This window comes from Bradyrhizobium sp. 159, from assembly GCF_023073795.1.
Taxonomy (GTDB): Bacteria; Pseudomonadota; Alphaproteobacteria; order Rhizobiales; family Xanthobacteraceae; genus Bradyrhizobium.
On sequence record NZ_JADPKE010000018.1, the window covers coordinates 310,829 to 328,289 of the forward strand.

Consider the following 17,461-nt stretch of genomic DNA (forward strand, 5'->3'; position numbering starts at 1 on the left):
AGGTTCTTGATGATTTCCAGCCCGGATGGCGCCGTCACGGCCGCGCCACTTCGCACCGGTTTCCGTTGGCTCCAGCTCGTGATGGGCATCGTCTGCATGGCGATGATCGCCAATCTGCAATACGGCTGGACGTTGTTCGTTGATCCGATCGATGCGGCCCACCATTGGGGGCGCGCCGCGATCCAGCTCGCGTTCACCATCTTCGTCGTCACCGAGACCTGGCTGGTGCCAGTCGAAGCCTGGTTCGTCGACAAATACGGTCCACGCATTGTCGTCATGTTCGGCGGCGCGATGATCGCGCTCTCGTGGATCCTCAACTCCTACGCCGATAGCCTTACCCTGCTCTATGCCGCCGCGATCATCGGCGGCATGGGCGCGGGCGCGGTGTACGGCACCTGTGTCGGCAACGCACTGAAATGGTTTCCCGACCGCCGCGGGCTCGCAGCCGGCGCGACCGCCGCCGGCTTCGGCGCCGGCGCCGCGCTTACCGTCGTGCCAATCGCGAGCATGATCGTCTCGAGCGGTTATCAGCACGCCTTCCTCACCTTCGGCATCGGCCAGGGTCTGATCGTGTTCGTGCTCGCCTTCTTCATCCAACCGCCGCGGATCTCGATTCCGCCAAAGAAGAAGCAGCTCAATCTGCCGCAGACCAAGATCGACTTCACCCCGCCGCAGGTGCTGCGGACCCCTGTTTTCTGGGTGATGTATCTCGTCTTCGTGATGGTCGCCTCCGGCGGCCTGATGACCGCGGCGCAGATCGCCCCGATCGCGCACGACTTCAAGATCGCCGACACGCCGGTCACGCTCGCCGGCTTCCAGATGGCGGCCTTGACTTTCGCGATTTCGCTCGACCGCATCTTCGACGGTTTCGGACGTCCCTTCTTCGGCTGGGTCTCCGATACGATCGGCCGTGAGCCCACCATGTTCATCGCCTTCGGCACCGCTGCTTTGATGCTGCTGGCGCTGTCGGCCTATGGCCATGTGCCCGTCGTGTTCGTGCTCGCCACCGCGGTCTATTTCGGCGTGTTCGGCGAGATCTACTCGCTGTTCCCTGCGACCTGCGGCGACACCTTCGGCGCGAAATTCGCGACCACCAACAACGGCATGCTGTACACCGCCAAGGGCACGGCATCCCTGCTCGTCCCGCTCGCGAGCGTGATCTCGACTGCCTATGGCTGGAAGGCCGTGTTCGTGGTGGCAGTGGCGCTGAATGCGACGGCGGCGCTGATGGCGCTGTTCGTGATCAAGCCGCTGCGTCGCTCCTTCATCCTCGGCAAGGAAGCCGAGAGCATTGAGGCCGCGACCGGCAATGCCAAGACCGAGACGGCATAAGCCACCATACGGCTTAGAGGCTGGAAAAGGGCGCAGCGATGCGCCCCTTTCTTTTTGGCGCCCTACAAACGTCAGCACTACTGCCGCAAGATTTTTCGGATCAGCCAAATCCAGCGCTTGACGATTGGCATTATGTATACCACACTTCACCTGGTCATTCACCCAGGGAGGTTGCAATGCTGGTCGGAGACATTCTGCGCAAGAAGACGCCGCGCGTTGTCACGGTGCGAATGAACGAAACGGTGGGTATCGCCGCCAAGCTGATGCGCGCCAACAATATCAGCGCACTGGTTGTGAAGGACGTGGTCCGCTCGGAAGGCAATACTGCGGTCGGCATGTTCACTGAGCGCGACGTGGTGCGCGCAGTCGCCGATCACGGCGCCAATGCTATCAACGTCAAGGTCTCGCAGCTGGTCTCGGTGCAGCAGCTCGTGTCCTGCACCTCCTCGGACACGATCGAGCACGTCCGCCATTTGATGAACCGGAATCACATCCGCCATCTGCCCGTCATCGACGACTACAGCCTCGTCTCGGTCATCAGCATGCGCGACATCGCCGCTGCCGTGGACGAGGCCACCAACTCTACGCCGCAAGCAGCCTAGAGCCCTCCACACACCCCCTGCGACTGCCGGCCCCGGCTCGGACCCTTCCGAGCCGGACCGGATCTTTCGTGCCAAATTCCGGCTTTCTGCTCCTCGCGAGGACTTCATGAAAATCTGCATCTACGGCGCCGGCGCGATCGGCGGTTATCTCGGGGTTCAGCTCGCGCGCGCGGGCGCCGACGTCAGCCTGGTCGCACGCGGCGCACACCTTGCCGCGATGCGCGAGCGCGGCCTGACGCTGCTCGCGGGCGAGGAGCAGCACACCGTGCATCCGCGCTGCACCGACGATCCCGCCGAGCTCGGCGTGCAGGACTACATCATCATCACGCTGAAGGCGCATTCGATCACCGGTGTGATCGAAAAGATGCAGCCGCTGCTCGGGCCTCACACCCGCATCGTCACCGCCGTCAACGGCATCCCTTACTGGTATTTCTACAAGCACGGCGGCCAATACGAGAACTCGACGCTAGAGAGCATCGATCCCGGCGGCCGGCAGTGGCGCGAGATCGGCGCCGAGCGCGCCATCGGCTGCATCGTCTATCCCGCCACCGAGATCGAGGCGCCCGGCGTGATCCGCCACATCTACGGCAACAATTTCCCGCTCGGCGAGCCCTCCGGCGAGATCACGCCGGACGTGCAGCGCCTCTCCGATCTCTTCGTCGCGGCCGGGCTGAAGGCGCCGGTGCTCGACCGCATCCGCGACGAGATCTGGCTCAAACTGTGGGGCAATGTCTGCTTCAATCCGATCAGCGCCCTGACCCATGCAACGCTCGACGTGATCTGCACCGATCCGGCGACGCGTGCATTGTCGCGCGCGATCATGGTGGAGACGCAAGCCATCGCCGAGACGTTCGGCGTCACGTTCCGCGTCGACGTCGAGCGCCGCATCGAGGGCGCCCGCAAGGTCGGCGCGCACAAGACCTCGATGCTCCAGGATCTGGAGCGCGGCCGCCCGATGGAGATCGACCCGCTCGTCACCGTGGTGCAGGAGATGGGCCGCCTCACCGGGGTTGCCACGCCCGTGCTCGATTCGGTGCTGGCGATGGTGACCCAGCGCGCGCGCATCGCCGGCCTCTATGACGGCGTCTCGGCACCATCAGATCCGCGCGCACTGGCGGTGGCGTGATGGTGGGCGAGATGAAACGCTGGCTGCGCTTCCGCCATGGCGGCACGACCGGCTTCGGCACGCTGACGCCATCAGGCATCAGCGTGCATGAGGGCGAGATGTTCGGCCGCAACGCCAGCACCGGCAAGATGCTGGCGCTGTCGGATGTGGAGCTGCTCGCGCCCTGCGCGCCCAGCAAGATCGTCGCGCTCTGGAATAATTTCCATGCGCTCGCGGCCAAGCTCAACCAGCCCGAGCCGCCGGAGCCGCTGTATCTCCTGAAAGCCACCACCAGCATCACGACGCCTGGCGCCGTGATCCGCCGCCCGTCTTACTACGACGGCAAGACCACCTATGAGGGCGAGCTCGGCATCGTGATCGGCAGGATATGCGCCCGCGTCTCCCCTGGCGAAGCGGACAGCTTCATCTTCGGCTACACCTGCGTCAACGACATCACCGCCAACGACATCCTGACCAGCGATTCCACTTTCCCGCAATGGGCTCGCGCCAAGGGCATCGACGATTACGGCCCGTTCGGGCCCGTCATCGCCACCGGCCTTGATCCGGCCAAGCTCACGGTCCGCACTATCCTCAACGGCGCGGAGCGGCAGAACTATCCGATCTCCGACATGATCTTCAGCGCTCAGCAACTGGTGAGCAGGATCTCCCACGACATGACCCTGCTGCCCGGCGACCTCATTGCCGTCGGCACTTCGGTCGGCGTCGGCGTGATGAAGGAGCCGGTGAACACCGTGACTGTCGCGATCGACGGCATCGGCGAGCTAACGAACGAGTTTCGGCTGTAGCTGCCGGCGCGGCGCCGCAGCCCGGATGAGCGCAGCGACAGCCCAATCCTCGGCCGTCACACACCCCGAAAACATCCGTACACATCACATCTGCGTACGCCCGACATATGCCGTCAACATGTCCCGCGCGTGCCGCAACTTGGACGCATTCGGCCGCCCTTCTGTGAGGCGTGTCTGGGGGCACGGCGCCGCCGTGTTTGGACTAACCTTCTAGGGGTATGACTGTGAAGAAGATTGTATTTGCTCTCGGTGCCACGCTTGCTCTGGTCACGGCTGCGAACGCTGCGGATCTGCCGCGCCGCCAGCCCGTGCCGGCCTATCCGGCTGAGCAGGCTCCGATCGGCAAGATGCCGATCGGCAAGAGCCCGGTTGGAAAGGCCCCGATCGGCAAGGCGCCCGGCCCGGTCGCAGCGCGCTACTGACACGCAACACGAAGCTGCGTAAGCGGGCGAGAGTCGAGGGGCACAGCGTGACGTACAAATCTGGTCGATCGGGATCCTGCATCCTCGCGGGCTTCGCGCTCGCGGCCATGATCGCATGCACGATGCCCTCGGCCTCGGCCCATGAAGCGAACAAGCGCGTTGCCGATGCGAACGCGCTTGCTACGACCGACACCACATCGCGACCGGCCCCGCAAGCGACGCGGCGTCCCGTCGCGCGTGCGGAGAAAGGTCCGTACTACGTCGACTTCCGGGCGAGAACCGCCGCGAGCTGGGGCCACGCCTTCGTCTGGTACGGCAAGACCAGCGAACGCGCGGTCGAGGTCGCGGGCCTCACACCCGCCGGCGACACGCTTGCTTACGTGCTCGGCCACATCACCTTTGTGCCCTCCGAGACCGGCGCCAGCTACGGCGATCTCGATCCGGAATATCTGACCGCGAGCTATCGCGTGTACCTGAACGAGGCTGACGCCAAGCGCGTATTCGCCTACATCAAGAAATTGCAGGCGAGTTCGCCCGTGTGGAACGCCGAGACCACTAACTGCACCGGCTTCATCGGCGACATCGCCGAGTTCATGGGATTGCAAGTCCCCAACCGCTGGCAGCGCCCGGAAAACTTCGTCAACCGCCTCAAAGAAATGAACGGCGGCCGCCAGATGGTGCGGCTGTCGGCGGACTAGCTCTTCGCCCCGTCCGGCAGCGGCGACCCAATTATCCGCCCTACGGAATCCCCTCACCTGTCGCATGATCGCCCCGCCTGCACCGCACGGCGCGACAATAGACATTTCCCGGTCCGGGCGGCATCCTCCCCTCCATCAAGCGAGACCAGAGCGCCACACCGACGGGGGAAACATCATGTTGCAGACACGGTTCACTAAGCTCGTCGGCGTCGAGCACCCGATCGTCCAGGGCGGCATGCAATGGGTCGGGCGCGCCGAGCTCGTTGCCGCGGTCGCCAACGCCGGCGCGCTCGGCTTCATCACGGCGCTCACCCAACCAACGCCGGAAGACTTGACCAAGGAGATCGCGCGTTGCCGCGACCTCACCGACAAGCCCTTTGGCGTCAACCTCACCATCCTGCCCGCGATCAAGCCGCCGCCTTATGCCGAATACCGTGCCGCCATCATCGACAGCGGCATCAAGGTGGTCGAGACCGCCGGCAACAAGCCGCAGGAGCATGTCGACGAATTCAAGAAGCACGGCGTCAAGGTCGTGCACAAATGCACCAGCGTCCGTCACGCGCTCTCGGCCGAACGCATGGGCGTCGATGCCCTCTCGATCGACGGCTTCGAATGCGCCGGCCACCCGGGCGAGGACGACACTCCCGGCCTGATCCTGATTCCGGCCGCCGCGAACAAGATCAAGATTCCGATGATCGCCTCCGGCGGCTTTGCCGATGCGCGCGGCCTCGTTGCCGCGCTGGCGTTAGGCGCCGACGGCATCAACATGGGCACCCGCTTCATGGCCACCAAGGAGAGCCCGATCCACCAGCTCATCAAGGAGAAGATCGTCGCCAATGACGAGCGCGAGACCGAGCTGATCTTCCGCACCATGCGCAACACCTCGCGCGTGGCCAAGAACGCGATCTCGACCAAGGTCGTCGCCATGGAAAAGGAAGGTGCCAAGTTCGAGGACATCCGCGAACTCGTCGCCGGTGCCCGCGGCAAGATGGTCTACGCGACGGGTAATTCCGACGAGGGCATCTGGTCGGCCGGCCAGGTGCAGGGCCTGATCCATGACATCCCGAGCTGCGCCGAGCTGGTCTCCCGCATCGTGCGGGAGGCGGAAGCCATCATCCGCAGCCGGCTGGGGGGCATGATCGTTCAGCGGCAACACGAAGCGGCGGAATAATCACTGTAAGAAGCGAGTGTAAGACATGAAGGCTTACGTCTACGGTCTTGACGGCGCTACGATTTCCGACGTCGCTCAACCAAAGCCCAAGGGCACGCAGGTGCTGGTCCGCGTCCGCGCCTGTGCCCTGAACCGCGCCGATACCGGCATGCGCAAGGGTCATGCCCACGGCGCAGCCGGCGGCGTCGGCACCGTGCTCGGCATGGAATGGGCTGGCGAAGTCGCCGAGCTCGGGCCGGACGCGAAGGGCGTCAAGATCGGCGACCGCATCATGGGGTCGGGCAGTGCCGCATTTGCCGAATATACGCTGGCCGATCACGGCCGGCTGTTCCACGCGCCCTCGAACATGAATTTCGAGGAGGCGGCCACCCTCCCCGTCGCGCTCGCGACCATGCACAATGCCGTCGTCACCGTCGGCGGCGTGCAAGCGGGCCAGAGCGTGCTGATTCAGGGCGCGAGCTCCGGCGTCGGTCTGATGGCGCTGCAGATCGCCAGGCTCAAGGGCGCCAAGCTCGTAATCGGCTCGTCGACCGACGCCACTCGCCGCGGCCGGCTGAAGGAATACGGCGCCGATCTGGCCGTCGATAGCTCCGATCCGAAATGGGTCGACGAGGTCCTGAAAGCGACCGGCGGCGAAGGCGTCGATCTCATCGTCGACCAGGTCTCGGGCAAGGTCGCGAACCAGAATCTTGCCGCGACGAAGGTGAAGGGCCGCATCGTCAATGTCGGCCGGCTCGGCGGCACCCATGCCGACTTCAACTTCGACCTGCACGCCGCGCGCCGCATCGACTATGTCGGCGTCACCTTCCGCACCCGCACCATCGAGGAGGTCCGCGAGATCTTCGAGGAGGTGCGCAAGGACATCTGGGGCGCGGTCGAGTCGCGAAAACTGCAACTGCCGATCGACAAGGTGTTCACATTCGACGACATCGATCAGGCGTTCGCGCACATGGAGGCGAACAAGCATCTCGGGAAGATCGTCGTGACGGTGCCTTAACCGTCATTCCGGAGCGCTTGAAGAACCGAACCTGAAATCTCGAGATTCGGGTCTGGTCACCATCCCGGAATGACATCGCCGTCGCTCCTGCAAGTCACTTGCGACTACGGCTGTGGATCGTCGCTTGATGTTCACCCACGCCCTGCTAAATCCCCGCCATGATCTCCCAGCACAACAAGACCTCGGTCGCCGCGATCTCGATCTTCGCCAGCGGCGGCATGGCGGCGGCCAAATTCGTGGTCGGAATTGCGATCGGCTCGCTGGCGCTGATCTCCGAGGCCCTGCATTCCTCGATCGACCTGGTCGCGACCATCATCACCTGGGCGGTGGTGCGGGTGTCCGACAAGCCGGCCGACGAGGAGCACCATTATGGCCATGGCAAGCTCGAGAGCGTCTCGGCGCTGGGCGTCACCGCCCTGCTCTACGTGCTCGCCGGCGGCATCCTGGTCGAGGCCTATAGCCGGCTGCGGGAGGGAACCCCGCCGCCGACCATTTCGGCCGCGCCCTTTGTCGTGCTGGTGATCGACATCGCCGTCAATCTCTGGCGCGCCCGCGCGCTGCACCGCGCTGCGCGGGAGACCAGGAGCCAAGCGCTTGCCGCGGACGCACTGCATTTCGCCTCCGACGTGATGGGCTCATCTGCCGTGATCGTGGGTTTGATCCTCGCCGGACTCGGTTTCTGGTGGGGTGACGCGGCCGCGGCCGCCGCCGTCGCCGTGATGATCGCGGCTCTCGGCCTGCGCATGGCGGGCTCGACCGTGCAGACGCTGGTCGATCGCGCGCCGGAGGGCGCCCATGAGCAGGCCACGGCCGCGATCCGCAGCGTGCCCGGCGTGATCGACGTCGAGCGGCTGCGCGTGCGCATGGTCGGTGCAACCTATTTCATCGATACCATCGCAAAGGTGCCGCGGACCTATCCGATCGACCGCGTCGAGGACATCAAGCGCAATGCGCAAGCCGCCGTCAGCAGAGCGTTCGGCGACGCCGACCTCACCTTCACGGCTGTCCCCGTCGCGCGCAACAACGAGACCGTGCGCGACCGCATCATGGTGATCGCGCGCAATTCCGGCCTCGCCATCCACCACGTCACGGTGCACGACCTCGGCGCCAAGCTGATCGTCGGCATCGACCTCGAGGTCGATGGCGAAATGCAGCTCGAGGCCGCCCACGATGTCGCCAACACGCTGGAGCGCAGCATCCAGGAGGAATTCGGCGAGGACGTCGAGGTCGACGTCCATATCGAGCCGCTGGAACCGGAACTGCCGTTCGGCGTCGACGCCCCCGCGGAGCGCGTGCAGGCCATTGCCGCCGCGTTGACCGAGCTTGCTGGCGAGGGCGAGATCCACGACATCCACAATGTGCGCGTCCGCAACACTGAGGCCGGCGAGATCGTCAACTTTCACTGCCGCGCCACTCCGTCGATGAGCGTGATCAAGGTGCACGAGCATGTCGACGCAATCGAGCGCGCATTGCGGCGCGCCTTCCCGAGCGTGAAGCGCGTGATCAGCCACGCCGAGCCCCCGCGTGCGTGACACACGTGCGAAGAGTCACACGTTCTCGTTTCGGACCCGTCGCGCACGTCACTTTACGGACAAGCGATGCGCAAACTGCGCGTTGGATAAGAATAATTTCGCGTTAAGGATTCGTTGACTCTCGACAGCCCGCGAAAACTGGATTCAAATCGGTGTGATTCGAAAGCGACGTGGGGCCGCTTTCGACACTCGTCGTAAGCAGGTTTTCAGGGGGCCGAAGGCATGGCGCGTGCAGACGCCGCGAACGCATGCGTTCAATCCGATTCGATCAAGGGATTGGCGCAATCGATCGCGAAACCTGCCTATCACCGGCTGCTGATCGCGGAGCCGGCGCTGCGCCGCGCCGTGCCGACGCTCATCATCGCCTTCCTGATCACGATCTGCCTCGGCGCGTTCGTGCAGGTCGTCGACCAGACGCGCCAGAAGCGGCTGGTGATCCGGCACGACATCTCGGCGCTCGCCGATTTGCTCGCCGAACGCATCGACCGCCTCACTTCCGTGCGACAGGAGCGGCTCAAGAACATCGAGAGCCTGCCGACGCTGCTGCCTGATCTCATTCCGTCCTGGGGCACGGCCTTGGGCCGCCACATCATTGTCGCCTCGACCGGCATCGACCGCCGCATCCTCGCCCGCGTACCGGTCGACAGCGACCCTTCCGGCAACGACCGCCTGCTCGACGCGATCACGACGGCGCAACTGCTCGCGGCGCCCCCGCGCGACGGCAACGTCGCCGACATGACGCTGCCGAACGGCAACGCCGCGATGGCGACCTCGCGCCAGATCAAGTCGCTGCCCGGCTTCGTCACGGTGATCCAGGAACGCGACGAGCCGATTTGGGGCTCGGATGCCGCGCTCTCGGTGACGCTGTCGGCGACCACCGGCTTCGTCGTCCTGATCCTGGGCTTTGCCTTTCACTGGCAGTCGACCCGCGCCCGCGAAGGCGACCTCATCAACGACGCCGTGCGCGGCCGCATCGACACCGCGCTCAATCGCGGCCGCTGCGGACTGTGGGACTGGGATCTGTCGCGCGGCCGGATCTTCTGGTCGCAGTCAATGTTCTCGATGCTCGGCCTCGACGGCCGCAACGAGCTCCTCACCTTCGGCGAGGTCAACGCGCTGGTGAAGTCCGACGATATTGATCTGTTCGAGATCGCCGATCAGCTCATCTCCGAGAAGATCGATCACATCGACCAGACCTTCCGCATGCAGCACGTCGACGGTCACTGGATCTGGCTCCGCGTCCGCTGCGAGAAGACGCGCGGGGCCACCGATTCCAGCGTGCACTTGATCGGGATCGCGGTCGACATCACCGAGCAGAAGAGCCTCGCCGAGAGAACGGTGGAAGCCGACCTTCGCCTGCGCGACGCGATCGAGACCATTCCGGAAGCCTTCGTGCTGTGGGACGCGAGCGATCGCCTCGTGCTCTGCAACTCGCACTTCCAGCGCCTGCACAAGCTGCCCGACACCGCCGTGATCCCCGGCACCTCCTACGAGACCGTGCTCGAAGTCGGCCGCATGCCGGAGGTGCGCACCCGCCATAACGAGACCGCGAGCCAGGGCCCGGGCGCGCGCACCTTCGAGGCACAACTCGACGACGGCAGCTGGCTGCACATCAGCGAGCGGCGCACCAAAGACGGCGGCTACGTCTCGGTCGGCACCGACATCACCCGCATCAAGGAGCACGAGCAGAAGCTGGTCGACAACGATTTGCGCCTGCGCGCCACCGTCATCGACCTCAAGCGCTCGCAGGCCGCGCTCGAACGCCAAGCGATCGAGCTCGCCGACCTGGCCGAAAAGTACCAGCGCGAGAAGACTCGCGCCGAGGAAGCCAACCAGACCAAGTCGAAATTCCTCGCCAATATGAGCCACGAGCTGCGCACGCCGCTCAACGCGATCATCGGCTTCTCCGAGATCATGGGCTCGGGCATGTTCGGCGACCTCGGTTCGGAGAAGTACCAGGAATACTGCCAGGACATCCTGACCAGCGGCCACTATTTGCTCGAGGTCATCAACGACATCCTCGACATGTCCAAGATCGAGGCCGGCCGCATGAAGCTCGACATGGAAGAGCTGGACCTGTCGCGGACGCTGGCGGAATCCCTGCGCGTCGTCACTGGCCGGGCACAGGACAAGCACCTGACGCTCGATGCCGACATCGCCAAATCCATCTCCGTCGTCGCCGACCGCCGCGCCACCAAGCAGATCATCGTCAACCTGTTGTCCAACGCGGTGAAGTTCACGCCCGACGGCGGACGCGTCGTGGTGCGCAGCCGGCAGCTCGACGACCGGATCGTGCTGATGATCGCCGACACCGGCATCGGGATCGCGCCGCATTCGCTGGCGCGGCTCGGCCGCCCCTTCGAGCAGGTCGAGAGCCAGCTCACCAAGACCTATCACGGCTCGGGACTGGGCCTCGCGATCGCCCGCTCGCTGGCGCAGCTCCACGGCGGTTCGATGCGGCTGCGTTCCAAAATCGATGTCGGCACGGTGGTGCGCGTGACGCTGCCGCGCGACGCCGTCAAGGCGGCGTCCGGGATATCGGCTGCAGCGTAAAGCCCTCAAGCATGATGGAGCCCGGTTCGGTCGGCGTTCGGAATCACCTCTCCCCGACGGGGAGAGGTCCGGGTGAGGGGCCGCGGCATCCAGTGAGACCAGATCCCCTCACCCGGACCGCATCTTCGATGCGATCCGACCTCTCCCTACGGGAGAGGTGATCTGGGCTCTCGCCTCGGTTCAAGCGAAGCACATTCCGCTTTAAGATTGCAGCGTCGGTGCGACCTCGCGCGCGACATTGACCAGCGCCGCGATTAGCGGCGTCATCGGATCGCGCTGCGGGATCACGAGGCCAATGCTGTAATTGACTTCGGGGTCGGCGATCGGGATCGAACGCACCGTGTCGGACAGGCCGAGCGTCTCGGCGAGCTTGGCCGGCATCACGCTCGCCCAGCGCCCGGTCTTGACGTGCGTGAACAGCACCAGCAGCGAGTTCGAGGTCAGCGTCGGTGTCGCCTCGGCACCGACCGAGCGCAGCGCGCGATCGATGATGCGGCGGTTCTGCATGTCGGGCGTGAGCAGGCACAGCGGCACCTGCCCGACCTCGGTCCAGGTCACGGTCTCGCGATCACCGAACATCGCATCGGGGGCAGTCAGGAGCCGGTAGCTCTCGTTGTAGAGCGGAATGGTACGCACCTTGCCGATCGGCTCGTTCTCGATATAGGTCAGCCCCGCATCCACCTCGAGATTTTCCAGCAGCCCCAGCACCTCGGACGAGGTGGTGGACTGGATGCGGAAGCGCACCTCGGGATGCCTGGCGCGGAACGGCGTCGTCAGCGCGGCGACCATGCCGAGCACGGTCGGGATCGCCGCGATGCGGATCTCGCCGGAGAGCTGATGCTTCAGCCCGTTGATCTCGTCGCGCATGGCGCGGGCATCGCCCACGATCCGCCGCGCCCAGTCCAGCGCCCGCTCGCCTTCCGGCGTAAAGCCCTGGAAGCGCGACCCGCGCTGGACCAGCATCACGCCGAGGATTTCCTCGAGCTGCTTGAGCCCGGTCGACATCGTCGGCTGCGTCACGCCGCAGACCTCCGCCGCGCGTCCGAAATGCCGCTCCTTCGCCAGCGCCAGCAATAGTTCAAGCTTGTCGATCAACCGGTCGTCCCCTCGAATTCTGTCGTGGCATGCAAGCTAGCACGCTCGCCCCCTTGCAACACGCAAAAACCGCCGAGCGGAACGCCCATAATTGCATTTTCGGATCGACCGATCGCCGGTGCCAATCGATCCGAATTCGCAATCGCAGCACGGGACAGCTTTATTGATCTTCGAGCGATTCCAAATAGTTTGCGATCAGAAACGCTCAAGTTGAGAACGAAGAATGACAGCGGTTTACGAGCCTTGCTACGAGCCTTGGGACGAGACGCGCGGCGCCGAGATCATCGCCGAACACGCTCGGCAGGAAGGCGCGACGCTCGTCATCCTGCATGCTCTTCAGGAGGCGTTCGGCTATGTGCCGGAGGCCGCCATTCCGATGGTGGCTCAGGCGCTGAATCTGTCACGCGCCGAAGTGCACGGCGTATTCACGTTCTATCATGATTTCCGGCACAAGCCGGCCGGCCGCCATGTGCTGAAGCTCTGCCGCGCCGAGGCCTGCCAGGCTGCGGGCGGCGATGCGCTCGCTGCGCGCGCCGAGGCGAAGCTCGGCGTGTCGCTCGGCAGCACCACCGCCGACGATCGCGTCACGCTGGAGCCGATCTACTGCCTCGGCCTGTGCGCGACTGCGCCGTCCGCGATGCTCGACGGGCGCCTGATCGGACGGCTCGATCAGAAGCGCCTCGATGCGCTGGTTGCGGAGGCGCAGCGATGAGCATGCGTCTATACGTCTCACGTGATGCCGGCGCGGTGGCCGTCGGCGCCGACGAGGTCGCGCTGGCGCTTGAGCAAGCCGCCGCCAGGCGGGGCGTTGCAATCGACATCGTTAGGACCGGCTCGCGCGGCCTGTACTGGCTGGAGCCGCTGGTCGAGGTGGCGACACCGCAGGGCCGCATCGCGTTCGGCCCCGTCACCGAAACCGACGTGCCCTCCCTGTTCGATGCGCTCGCCAGCAACACGCCGCATTTTCTACGGCTGGGGGCGATCGACGAGCTCCCCTGGCTGAAGCGCCAGACCCGCCTCACCTTCGCCCGCTGCGGCGTGATCGATCCGCGCTCGCTCGACGACTACCGCGCCCATGGCGGCTACAGGGGCCTGGAGCGCGCGCTCTCGCTCGGCACGGATGCGATCCTGAGCGAGGTCACCGCGTCCGGCCTGCGCGGCCGTGGCGGCGCGGGGTTTCCGACCGGCATCAAATGGAAGACGGTCGCGCAGGCCAAGGCCGACCGCAAATTCATCGTCTGCAACGCCGACGAGGGCGACAGCGGCACCTTCGCCGACCGCATGATCATGGAAGGTGATCCCTTCCTGGTGATCGAAGGCATGACGATTGCTGGCCTCACCGTCGGCGCGGCCAAAGGTTACATCTACATCCGCAGCGAATATCCGCACGCGGTCGAGGCGATGAACGCTGCCATTACGGCGGCGAAGCGCAGCGGCTATCTCGACAGCTATATCGGCGGCTCGAAGCAAGCCTTCGATCTCGAGGTGCGCGTCGGCGCCGGCGCCTATGTCTGCGGCGAGGAGACCTCACTGCTGGAGAGCCTCGAAGGCCGCCGCGGCCTCGTGCGCGCCAAGCCGCCTCTGCCGGCGCATCACGGCCTGTTCGGCAAGCCGACCGTCATCAACAACGTGCTGTCGTTCGCGGCCATCCCCTTCATCCTCGCTGAGGGTGCCAAGGCCTATGCGGATTTCGGCATGGGGCGTTCGCGCGGCACGATGCCGATCCAGCTCGCCGGCAACATCCGCCATGGCGGGCTGTTCGAGACCGCGTTTGGCGTGACGCTCGGCGAGCTCGTCGACGACGTCGGCGGCGGCACGTTCACCGGCCGTCCCGTTCGCGCGGTCCAGGTCGGCGGCCCGCTTGGCGCCTATTTTCCCCGCGCCCTGTTCGACACGCCGTTCGACTATGAGGCCTTCGCCGCGCGCGACGGCCTGATCGGCCATGGCGGCATCGTCGTGTTCGACGACAGCGTCGACATGCGCAGGCAGGCGCCTTTGCCATGGAGTTCTGCGCGGTCGAATCCTGCGGCAAGTGCACGCCGTGCCGGATCGGCTCGACCCGGGGCGTCGAGACCATCGAGAAGATCATGCGGGGCGAGCGCGTCAGCGAGAACATCACGCTCGTCGAAGACCTCTGCAACACCATGAAATTCGGCTCGCTCTGCGCGCTCGGCGGCTTCACGCCCTATCCCGTGCTCAGCGCATTGAAGCACTTCCGGGAGGATTTCCTTCCGGCGCCGACCACGCTTCAGGCCGCGGAATAGGAGAACGACCATGTCTCTGATCGAAGAAATCGACTTCGGCACGCCGGCTTCCAAATCGGAAACGATGGTGACGCTGACCATCGACGGCAAGCAGATTTCGGTGCCCGAGGGCACCTCGATCATGCGCGCGGCGATGGAAGCCGGCCATCAGATTCCAAAGCTCTGCGCCACCGACATGGTCGACGCGTTCGGCTCCTGCCGGCTCTGCCTGGTCGAGATCGAGGGGCGCGCCGGCACGCCGGCCTCCTGCACCACGCCCGCGACGAACGGCCTCGTCGTGCGGACCCAGACCGAGCGGCTGAAGCAGCTTCGCAAGGGCGTGATGGAGCTCTACATCTCCGACCATCCGCTCGACTGCCTCACCTGCGGCGCCAATGGCGATTGCGAATTGCAGGACATGGCCGGCGCCGTGGGCTTGCGCGACGTGCGCTACGGCTATGAGGGCGAGAATCATGTCTTTGCGAAGACGGATGGCTGCAGCAACGACAAATGGATGCCGAAGGACGAGTCCAACCCGTACTTCACCTACGATCCTTCCAAGTGCATCGTCTGCTCGCGTTGCGTCCGCGCCTGCGAGGAGGTGCAAGGAACCTTCGCGCTGACCATCTCCGGCCGCGGCTTCGACAGCCGTGTCTCCCCCGGCATGAACGAGAGCTTCCTCGGCTCCGAATGCGTCTCCTGCGGCGCCTGCGTCCAGGCCTGCCCGACCGCGACGCTGACGGAAAAATCCGTGATCGAGATCGGTCAGCCCGAGCACTCCGTCGTCACCACCTGCGCCTATTGCGGCGTCGGCTGCGCCTTCAAGGCCGAGATGCGCGGCGAAGAAGTGGTGCGCATGGTGCCCTACAAGGACGGCAAGGCCAATCGCGGCCATTCCTGCGTCAAGGGCCGCTTCGCCTGGGGCTACACCAACCACAAGGAACGCATCCTTAAACCCATGATCCGCGAGCGGATCGAGGATCCCTGGCGCGAGGTGTCGTGGAACGAGGCGTTCTCGTTTGCCGCCGCCAGGATGCGGAGCATTCAGAAGAAATACGGCCGCGACGCCATCGGCGGCATCACCTCGTCCCGCTGCACCAATGAAGAAACCTATCTGGTGCAGAAGCTGATCCGCGCCGGCTTCGGCAACAACAATGTCGACACCTGCGCCCGCGTCTGCCATTCGCCGACCGGCTACGGTCTCGCCACCACCTTCGGCACCTCTGCCGGCACGCAAGACTTCGACTCGGTGGAGGACACCGATGTCGTGCTCATCATCGGCGCCAATCCTGCCTCGGCGCACCCGGTATTCGCCTCGCGACTGAAGAAGCGGCTGCGCCAGGGTGCCAAGCTGATCGTGATCGATCCGCGCCGCACCGAGATGGTGGAATCGCCGCACGTGAAGGCGCTCCACTTGCCCCTGATGCCCGGCACCAACGTCGCTGTGATGACGGCGCTGGCGCATGTCATCGTCACCGAAGGGCTCGTCAACGAAGCCTTCGTGCGCGAGCGCTGCGACTGGAGCGAGTTCGAGGAATGGGCCGCCTTCGTCGCCCAGCCCAAGAACAGCCCGGAAGCCACCGCCATCCTCACCGGTGTCGATCCCAGGGCGCTGCGCGAAGCGGCCCGCATCTACGCGACCGGCGGCAACGGCGCCATCTATTACGGCCTCGGCGTCACCGAGCACAGCCAGGGCTCGACCACCGTGATCGCGATCGCCAACCTCGCGATGGCGACCGGCAATATCGGCCGTCCCGGCGTCGGCGTGAACCCGCTGCGTGGCCAGAACAACGTGCAAGGCTCTTGCGACATGGGCTCGTTCCCGCACGAGCTGCCCGGCTACCGCCATATCTCGAGCGACGCGGTGCGCGACCAGTTCGAGGCGCTGTGGAACGTCAAGCTCAACCCGGAGCCTGGCCTTCGCATTCCCAACATGTTCGATGCCGCGGTCGAAGGCACGTTCATGGGGATCTACGTGCAGGGCGAGGACATCCTCCAGTCCGATCCCAATACCTCGCACGTGGTGGCGGCGCTGTCGGCGATGGAATGCGTCATCGTCCACGATCTCTTCCTCAACGAGACGGCAAACTACGCCCACGTCTTCCTGCCCGGATCGAGCTTCCTCGAGAAGGACGGCACCTTCACCAATGCCGAGCGCCGCATCCAGCGCGTGCGCAAGGTGATGACGCCGAAGAACGGTCTTGCCGACTGGGAGGTCACCATCGGCCTCGCCAAGGCCATGGGCTTCGAGATGAACTACAGCCATCCCTCCGAGATCATGGACGAGATCGCGGCGCTGACGCCGACCTTTGCCGGCGTCTCCTACGCCAAGTTAGATGAGCTCGGCTCGGTGCAGTGGCCCTGCAACGAGAGGGCGCCGGAGGGCACGCCGGTGATGCATATCGACGGCTTCGTCCGGGGCAAGGGCAAATTCGTCGTCACCGAGTATGTCGCGACCGACGAGCGCACCGGCCCGCGCTATCCCCTGCTGCTCACGACAGGGCGCATCCTCAGCCAGTACAATGTCGGCGCTCAGACCCGGCGCACCGACAACGTGGTCTGGCACGCCGAGGATCGGCTCGAGATTCATCCGCACGATGCCGAGCAGCGCGGCGTTCGCGACGGCGACTGGGTGCGGCTGAAGAGCCGCGCCGGCGAGACCACACTACGCGCCGAGATCACCGATCGCGTCGCGCCCGGCGTCGTCTACACCACCTTCCATCATCCGGACACGCAGGCCAACGTGATCACGACCGACTATTCGGACTGGGCTACCAACTGTCCCGAATACAAGGTTACGGCGGTGCAGGTCTCGCCGTCGAACGGACCGTCCGACTGGCAGAAGGCCTATGACGCGCAGGCGCGGCAGTCCCGCCGCATCGTGCCGGCCGAGGCCGCGGAGTAA

Annotated in this window: 13 protein-coding genes and 1 pseudogene; 13 read left to right on the forward strand and 1 reads right to left on the reverse strand. The window is 65.2% G+C overall.

What is annotated here, in order from left to right; all coding sequences use genetic code 11:
- The first annotated feature begins 9 nt into the window (after window positions 1-9).
- From oxlT to IVA96_RS03900, 10 genes are all read left to right on the forward strand, one after another.
- The gene (oxlT, locus tag IVA96_RS03855) at window positions 10-1,332 is read left to right on the forward strand and encodes an oxalate/formate MFS antiporter (protein ID WP_247275834.1); all 1,323 of its coding nucleotides are present in this window, start codon (window positions 10-12) and stop codon (window positions 1,330-1,332) included.
- Window positions 1,333-1,508: 176 nt separating this feature from the next.
- On the forward strand, window positions 1,509-1,934 hold the full coding sequence (locus IVA96_RS03860) for a CBS domain-containing protein (protein ID WP_247275835.1): 426 nt from the start codon (window positions 1,509-1,511) through the stop codon (window positions 1,932-1,934).
- A 106-nt stretch (window positions 1,935-2,040) separates the two neighbouring features.
- On the forward strand, window positions 2,041-3,060 hold the full coding sequence (locus tag IVA96_RS03865) for a 2-dehydropantoate 2-reductase (RefSeq protein ID WP_247275836.1): 1,020 nt from the start codon (window positions 2,041-2,043) through the stop codon (window positions 3,058-3,060).
- Window positions 3,061-3,071: 11 nt separating this feature from the next.
- Window positions 3,072-3,845, forward strand: a complete 774-nt coding sequence (locus tag IVA96_RS03870) for a fumarylacetoacetate hydrolase family protein (protein ID WP_247275837.1) — start codon at window positions 3,072-3,074, stop codon at window positions 3,843-3,845.
- A 218-nt stretch (window positions 3,846-4,063) separates the two neighbouring features.
- Window positions 4,064-4,267 carry a hypothetical protein gene (locus IVA96_RS03875; protein WP_124161485.1) on the forward strand — a complete coding sequence of 68 codons (204 nt, stop codon included), beginning with the start codon at window positions 4,064-4,066 and terminating at the stop codon, window positions 4,265-4,267.
- Between the two features lie 47 nt (window positions 4,268-4,314).
- Window positions 4,315-4,965, forward strand: a complete 651-nt coding sequence (locus tag IVA96_RS03880; RefSeq protein WP_247275838.1) for a hypothetical protein — start codon at window positions 4,315-4,317, stop codon at window positions 4,963-4,965.
- A gap of 175 nt (window positions 4,966-5,140) precedes the next feature.
- Window positions 5,141-6,136: a nitronate monooxygenase family protein gene (locus IVA96_RS03885; protein ID WP_247415436.1), complete on the forward strand. Its 996-nt coding sequence runs from the start codon at window positions 5,141-5,143 to the stop codon at window positions 6,134-6,136.
- Between the two features lie 25 nt (window positions 6,137-6,161).
- On the forward strand, window positions 6,162-7,133 hold the full coding sequence (locus IVA96_RS03890; RefSeq protein WP_247415438.1) for a zinc-binding dehydrogenase: 972 nt from the start codon (window positions 6,162-6,164) through the stop codon (window positions 7,131-7,133).
- A 158-nt stretch (window positions 7,134-7,291) separates the two neighbouring features.
- Complete coding sequence (locus IVA96_RS03895) at window positions 7,292-8,665, forward strand: cation-efflux pump (RefSeq protein WP_247415440.1); 1,374 nt, start codon at window positions 7,292-7,294, stop codon at window positions 8,663-8,665.
- Between the two features lie 222 nt (window positions 8,666-8,887).
- Entirely contained in the window at window positions 8,888-11,218 is a 2,331-nt protein-coding gene (locus IVA96_RS03900) for a PAS domain-containing sensor histidine kinase (protein WP_247275842.1), read from the forward strand.
- A gap of 201 nt (window positions 11,219-11,419) precedes the next feature.
- On the opposite strand, the gene IVA96_RS03905 is transcribed toward IVA96_RS03900, so the two are convergent.
- Window positions 11,420-12,313 carry a LysR family transcriptional regulator gene (locus IVA96_RS03905; RefSeq protein WP_247275843.1) on the reverse strand — a complete coding sequence of 298 codons (894 nt, stop codon included), beginning with the start codon at window positions 12,311-12,313 and terminating at the stop codon, window positions 11,420-11,422.
- A 223-nt stretch (window positions 12,314-12,536) separates the two neighbouring features.
- Here IVA96_RS03905 and IVA96_RS03910 point away from each other — a divergent pair, with 223 nt between their 5' ends.
- From IVA96_RS03910 to fdhF, 3 genes and pseudogenes are all read left to right on the forward strand, one after another.
- Window positions 12,537-13,025: a formate dehydrogenase subunit gamma gene (locus tag IVA96_RS03910; RefSeq protein WP_247275844.1), complete on the forward strand. Its 489-nt coding sequence runs from the start codon at window positions 12,537-12,539 to the stop codon at window positions 13,023-13,025.
- Window positions 13,022-14,577: pseudogene (locus IVA96_RS03915) on the forward strand (NADH-quinone oxidoreductase subunit NuoF). Before IVA96_RS03910 ends, IVA96_RS03915 begins: the two are co-directional and overlap by 4 nt.
- A gap of 10 nt (window positions 14,578-14,587) precedes the next feature.
- Window positions 14,588-17,461: a formate dehydrogenase subunit alpha gene (fdhF, locus tag IVA96_RS03920; protein WP_247275846.1), complete on the forward strand. Its 2,874-nt coding sequence runs from the start codon at window positions 14,588-14,590 to the stop codon at window positions 17,459-17,461.

What these genes read in the sequence shown, in the direction of transcription:
- oxlT (WP_247275834.1), top strand. Translation starts at nt 10, where the DNA reads ATGATTTCCAGCCCGGATGGCGCCGTCACGGCCGCGCCACTTCGCACC.
- IVA96_RS03860 (WP_247275835.1), top strand. Translation starts at nt 1,509, where the DNA reads ATGCTGGTCGGAGACATTCTGCGCAAGAAGACGCCGCGCGTTGTCACG.
- IVA96_RS03865 (WP_247275836.1), top strand. Translation starts at nt 2,041, where the DNA reads ATGAAAATCTGCATCTACGGCGCCGGCGCGATCGGCGGTTATCTCGGG.
- IVA96_RS03870 (WP_247275837.1), top strand. Translation starts at nt 3,072, where the DNA reads ATGAAACGCTGGCTGCGCTTCCGCCATGGCGGCACGACCGGCTTCGGC.
- IVA96_RS03875 (WP_124161485.1), top strand. Translation starts at nt 4,064, where the DNA reads ATGACTGTGAAGAAGATTGTATTTGCTCTCGGTGCCACGCTTGCTCTG.
- IVA96_RS03885 (WP_247415436.1), top strand. Translation starts at nt 5,141, where the DNA reads ATGTTGCAGACACGGTTCACTAAGCTCGTCGGCGTCGAGCACCCGATC.
- IVA96_RS03890 (WP_247415438.1), top strand. Translation starts at nt 6,162, where the DNA reads ATGAAGGCTTACGTCTACGGTCTTGACGGCGCTACGATTTCCGACGTC.
- IVA96_RS03895 (WP_247415440.1), top strand. Translation starts at nt 7,292, where the DNA reads ATGATCTCCCAGCACAACAAGACCTCGGTCGCCGCGATCTCGATCTTC.
- IVA96_RS03900 (WP_247275842.1), top strand. Translation starts at nt 8,888, where the DNA reads ATGGCGCGTGCAGACGCCGCGAACGCATGCGTTCAATCCGATTCGATC.
- IVA96_RS03910 (WP_247275844.1), top strand. Translation starts at nt 12,537, where the DNA reads ATGACAGCGGTTTACGAGCCTTGCTACGAGCCTTGGGACGAGACGCGC.
- fdhF (WP_247275846.1), top strand. Translation starts at nt 14,588, where the DNA reads ATGTCTCTGATCGAAGAAATCGACTTCGGCACGCCGGCTTCCAAATCG.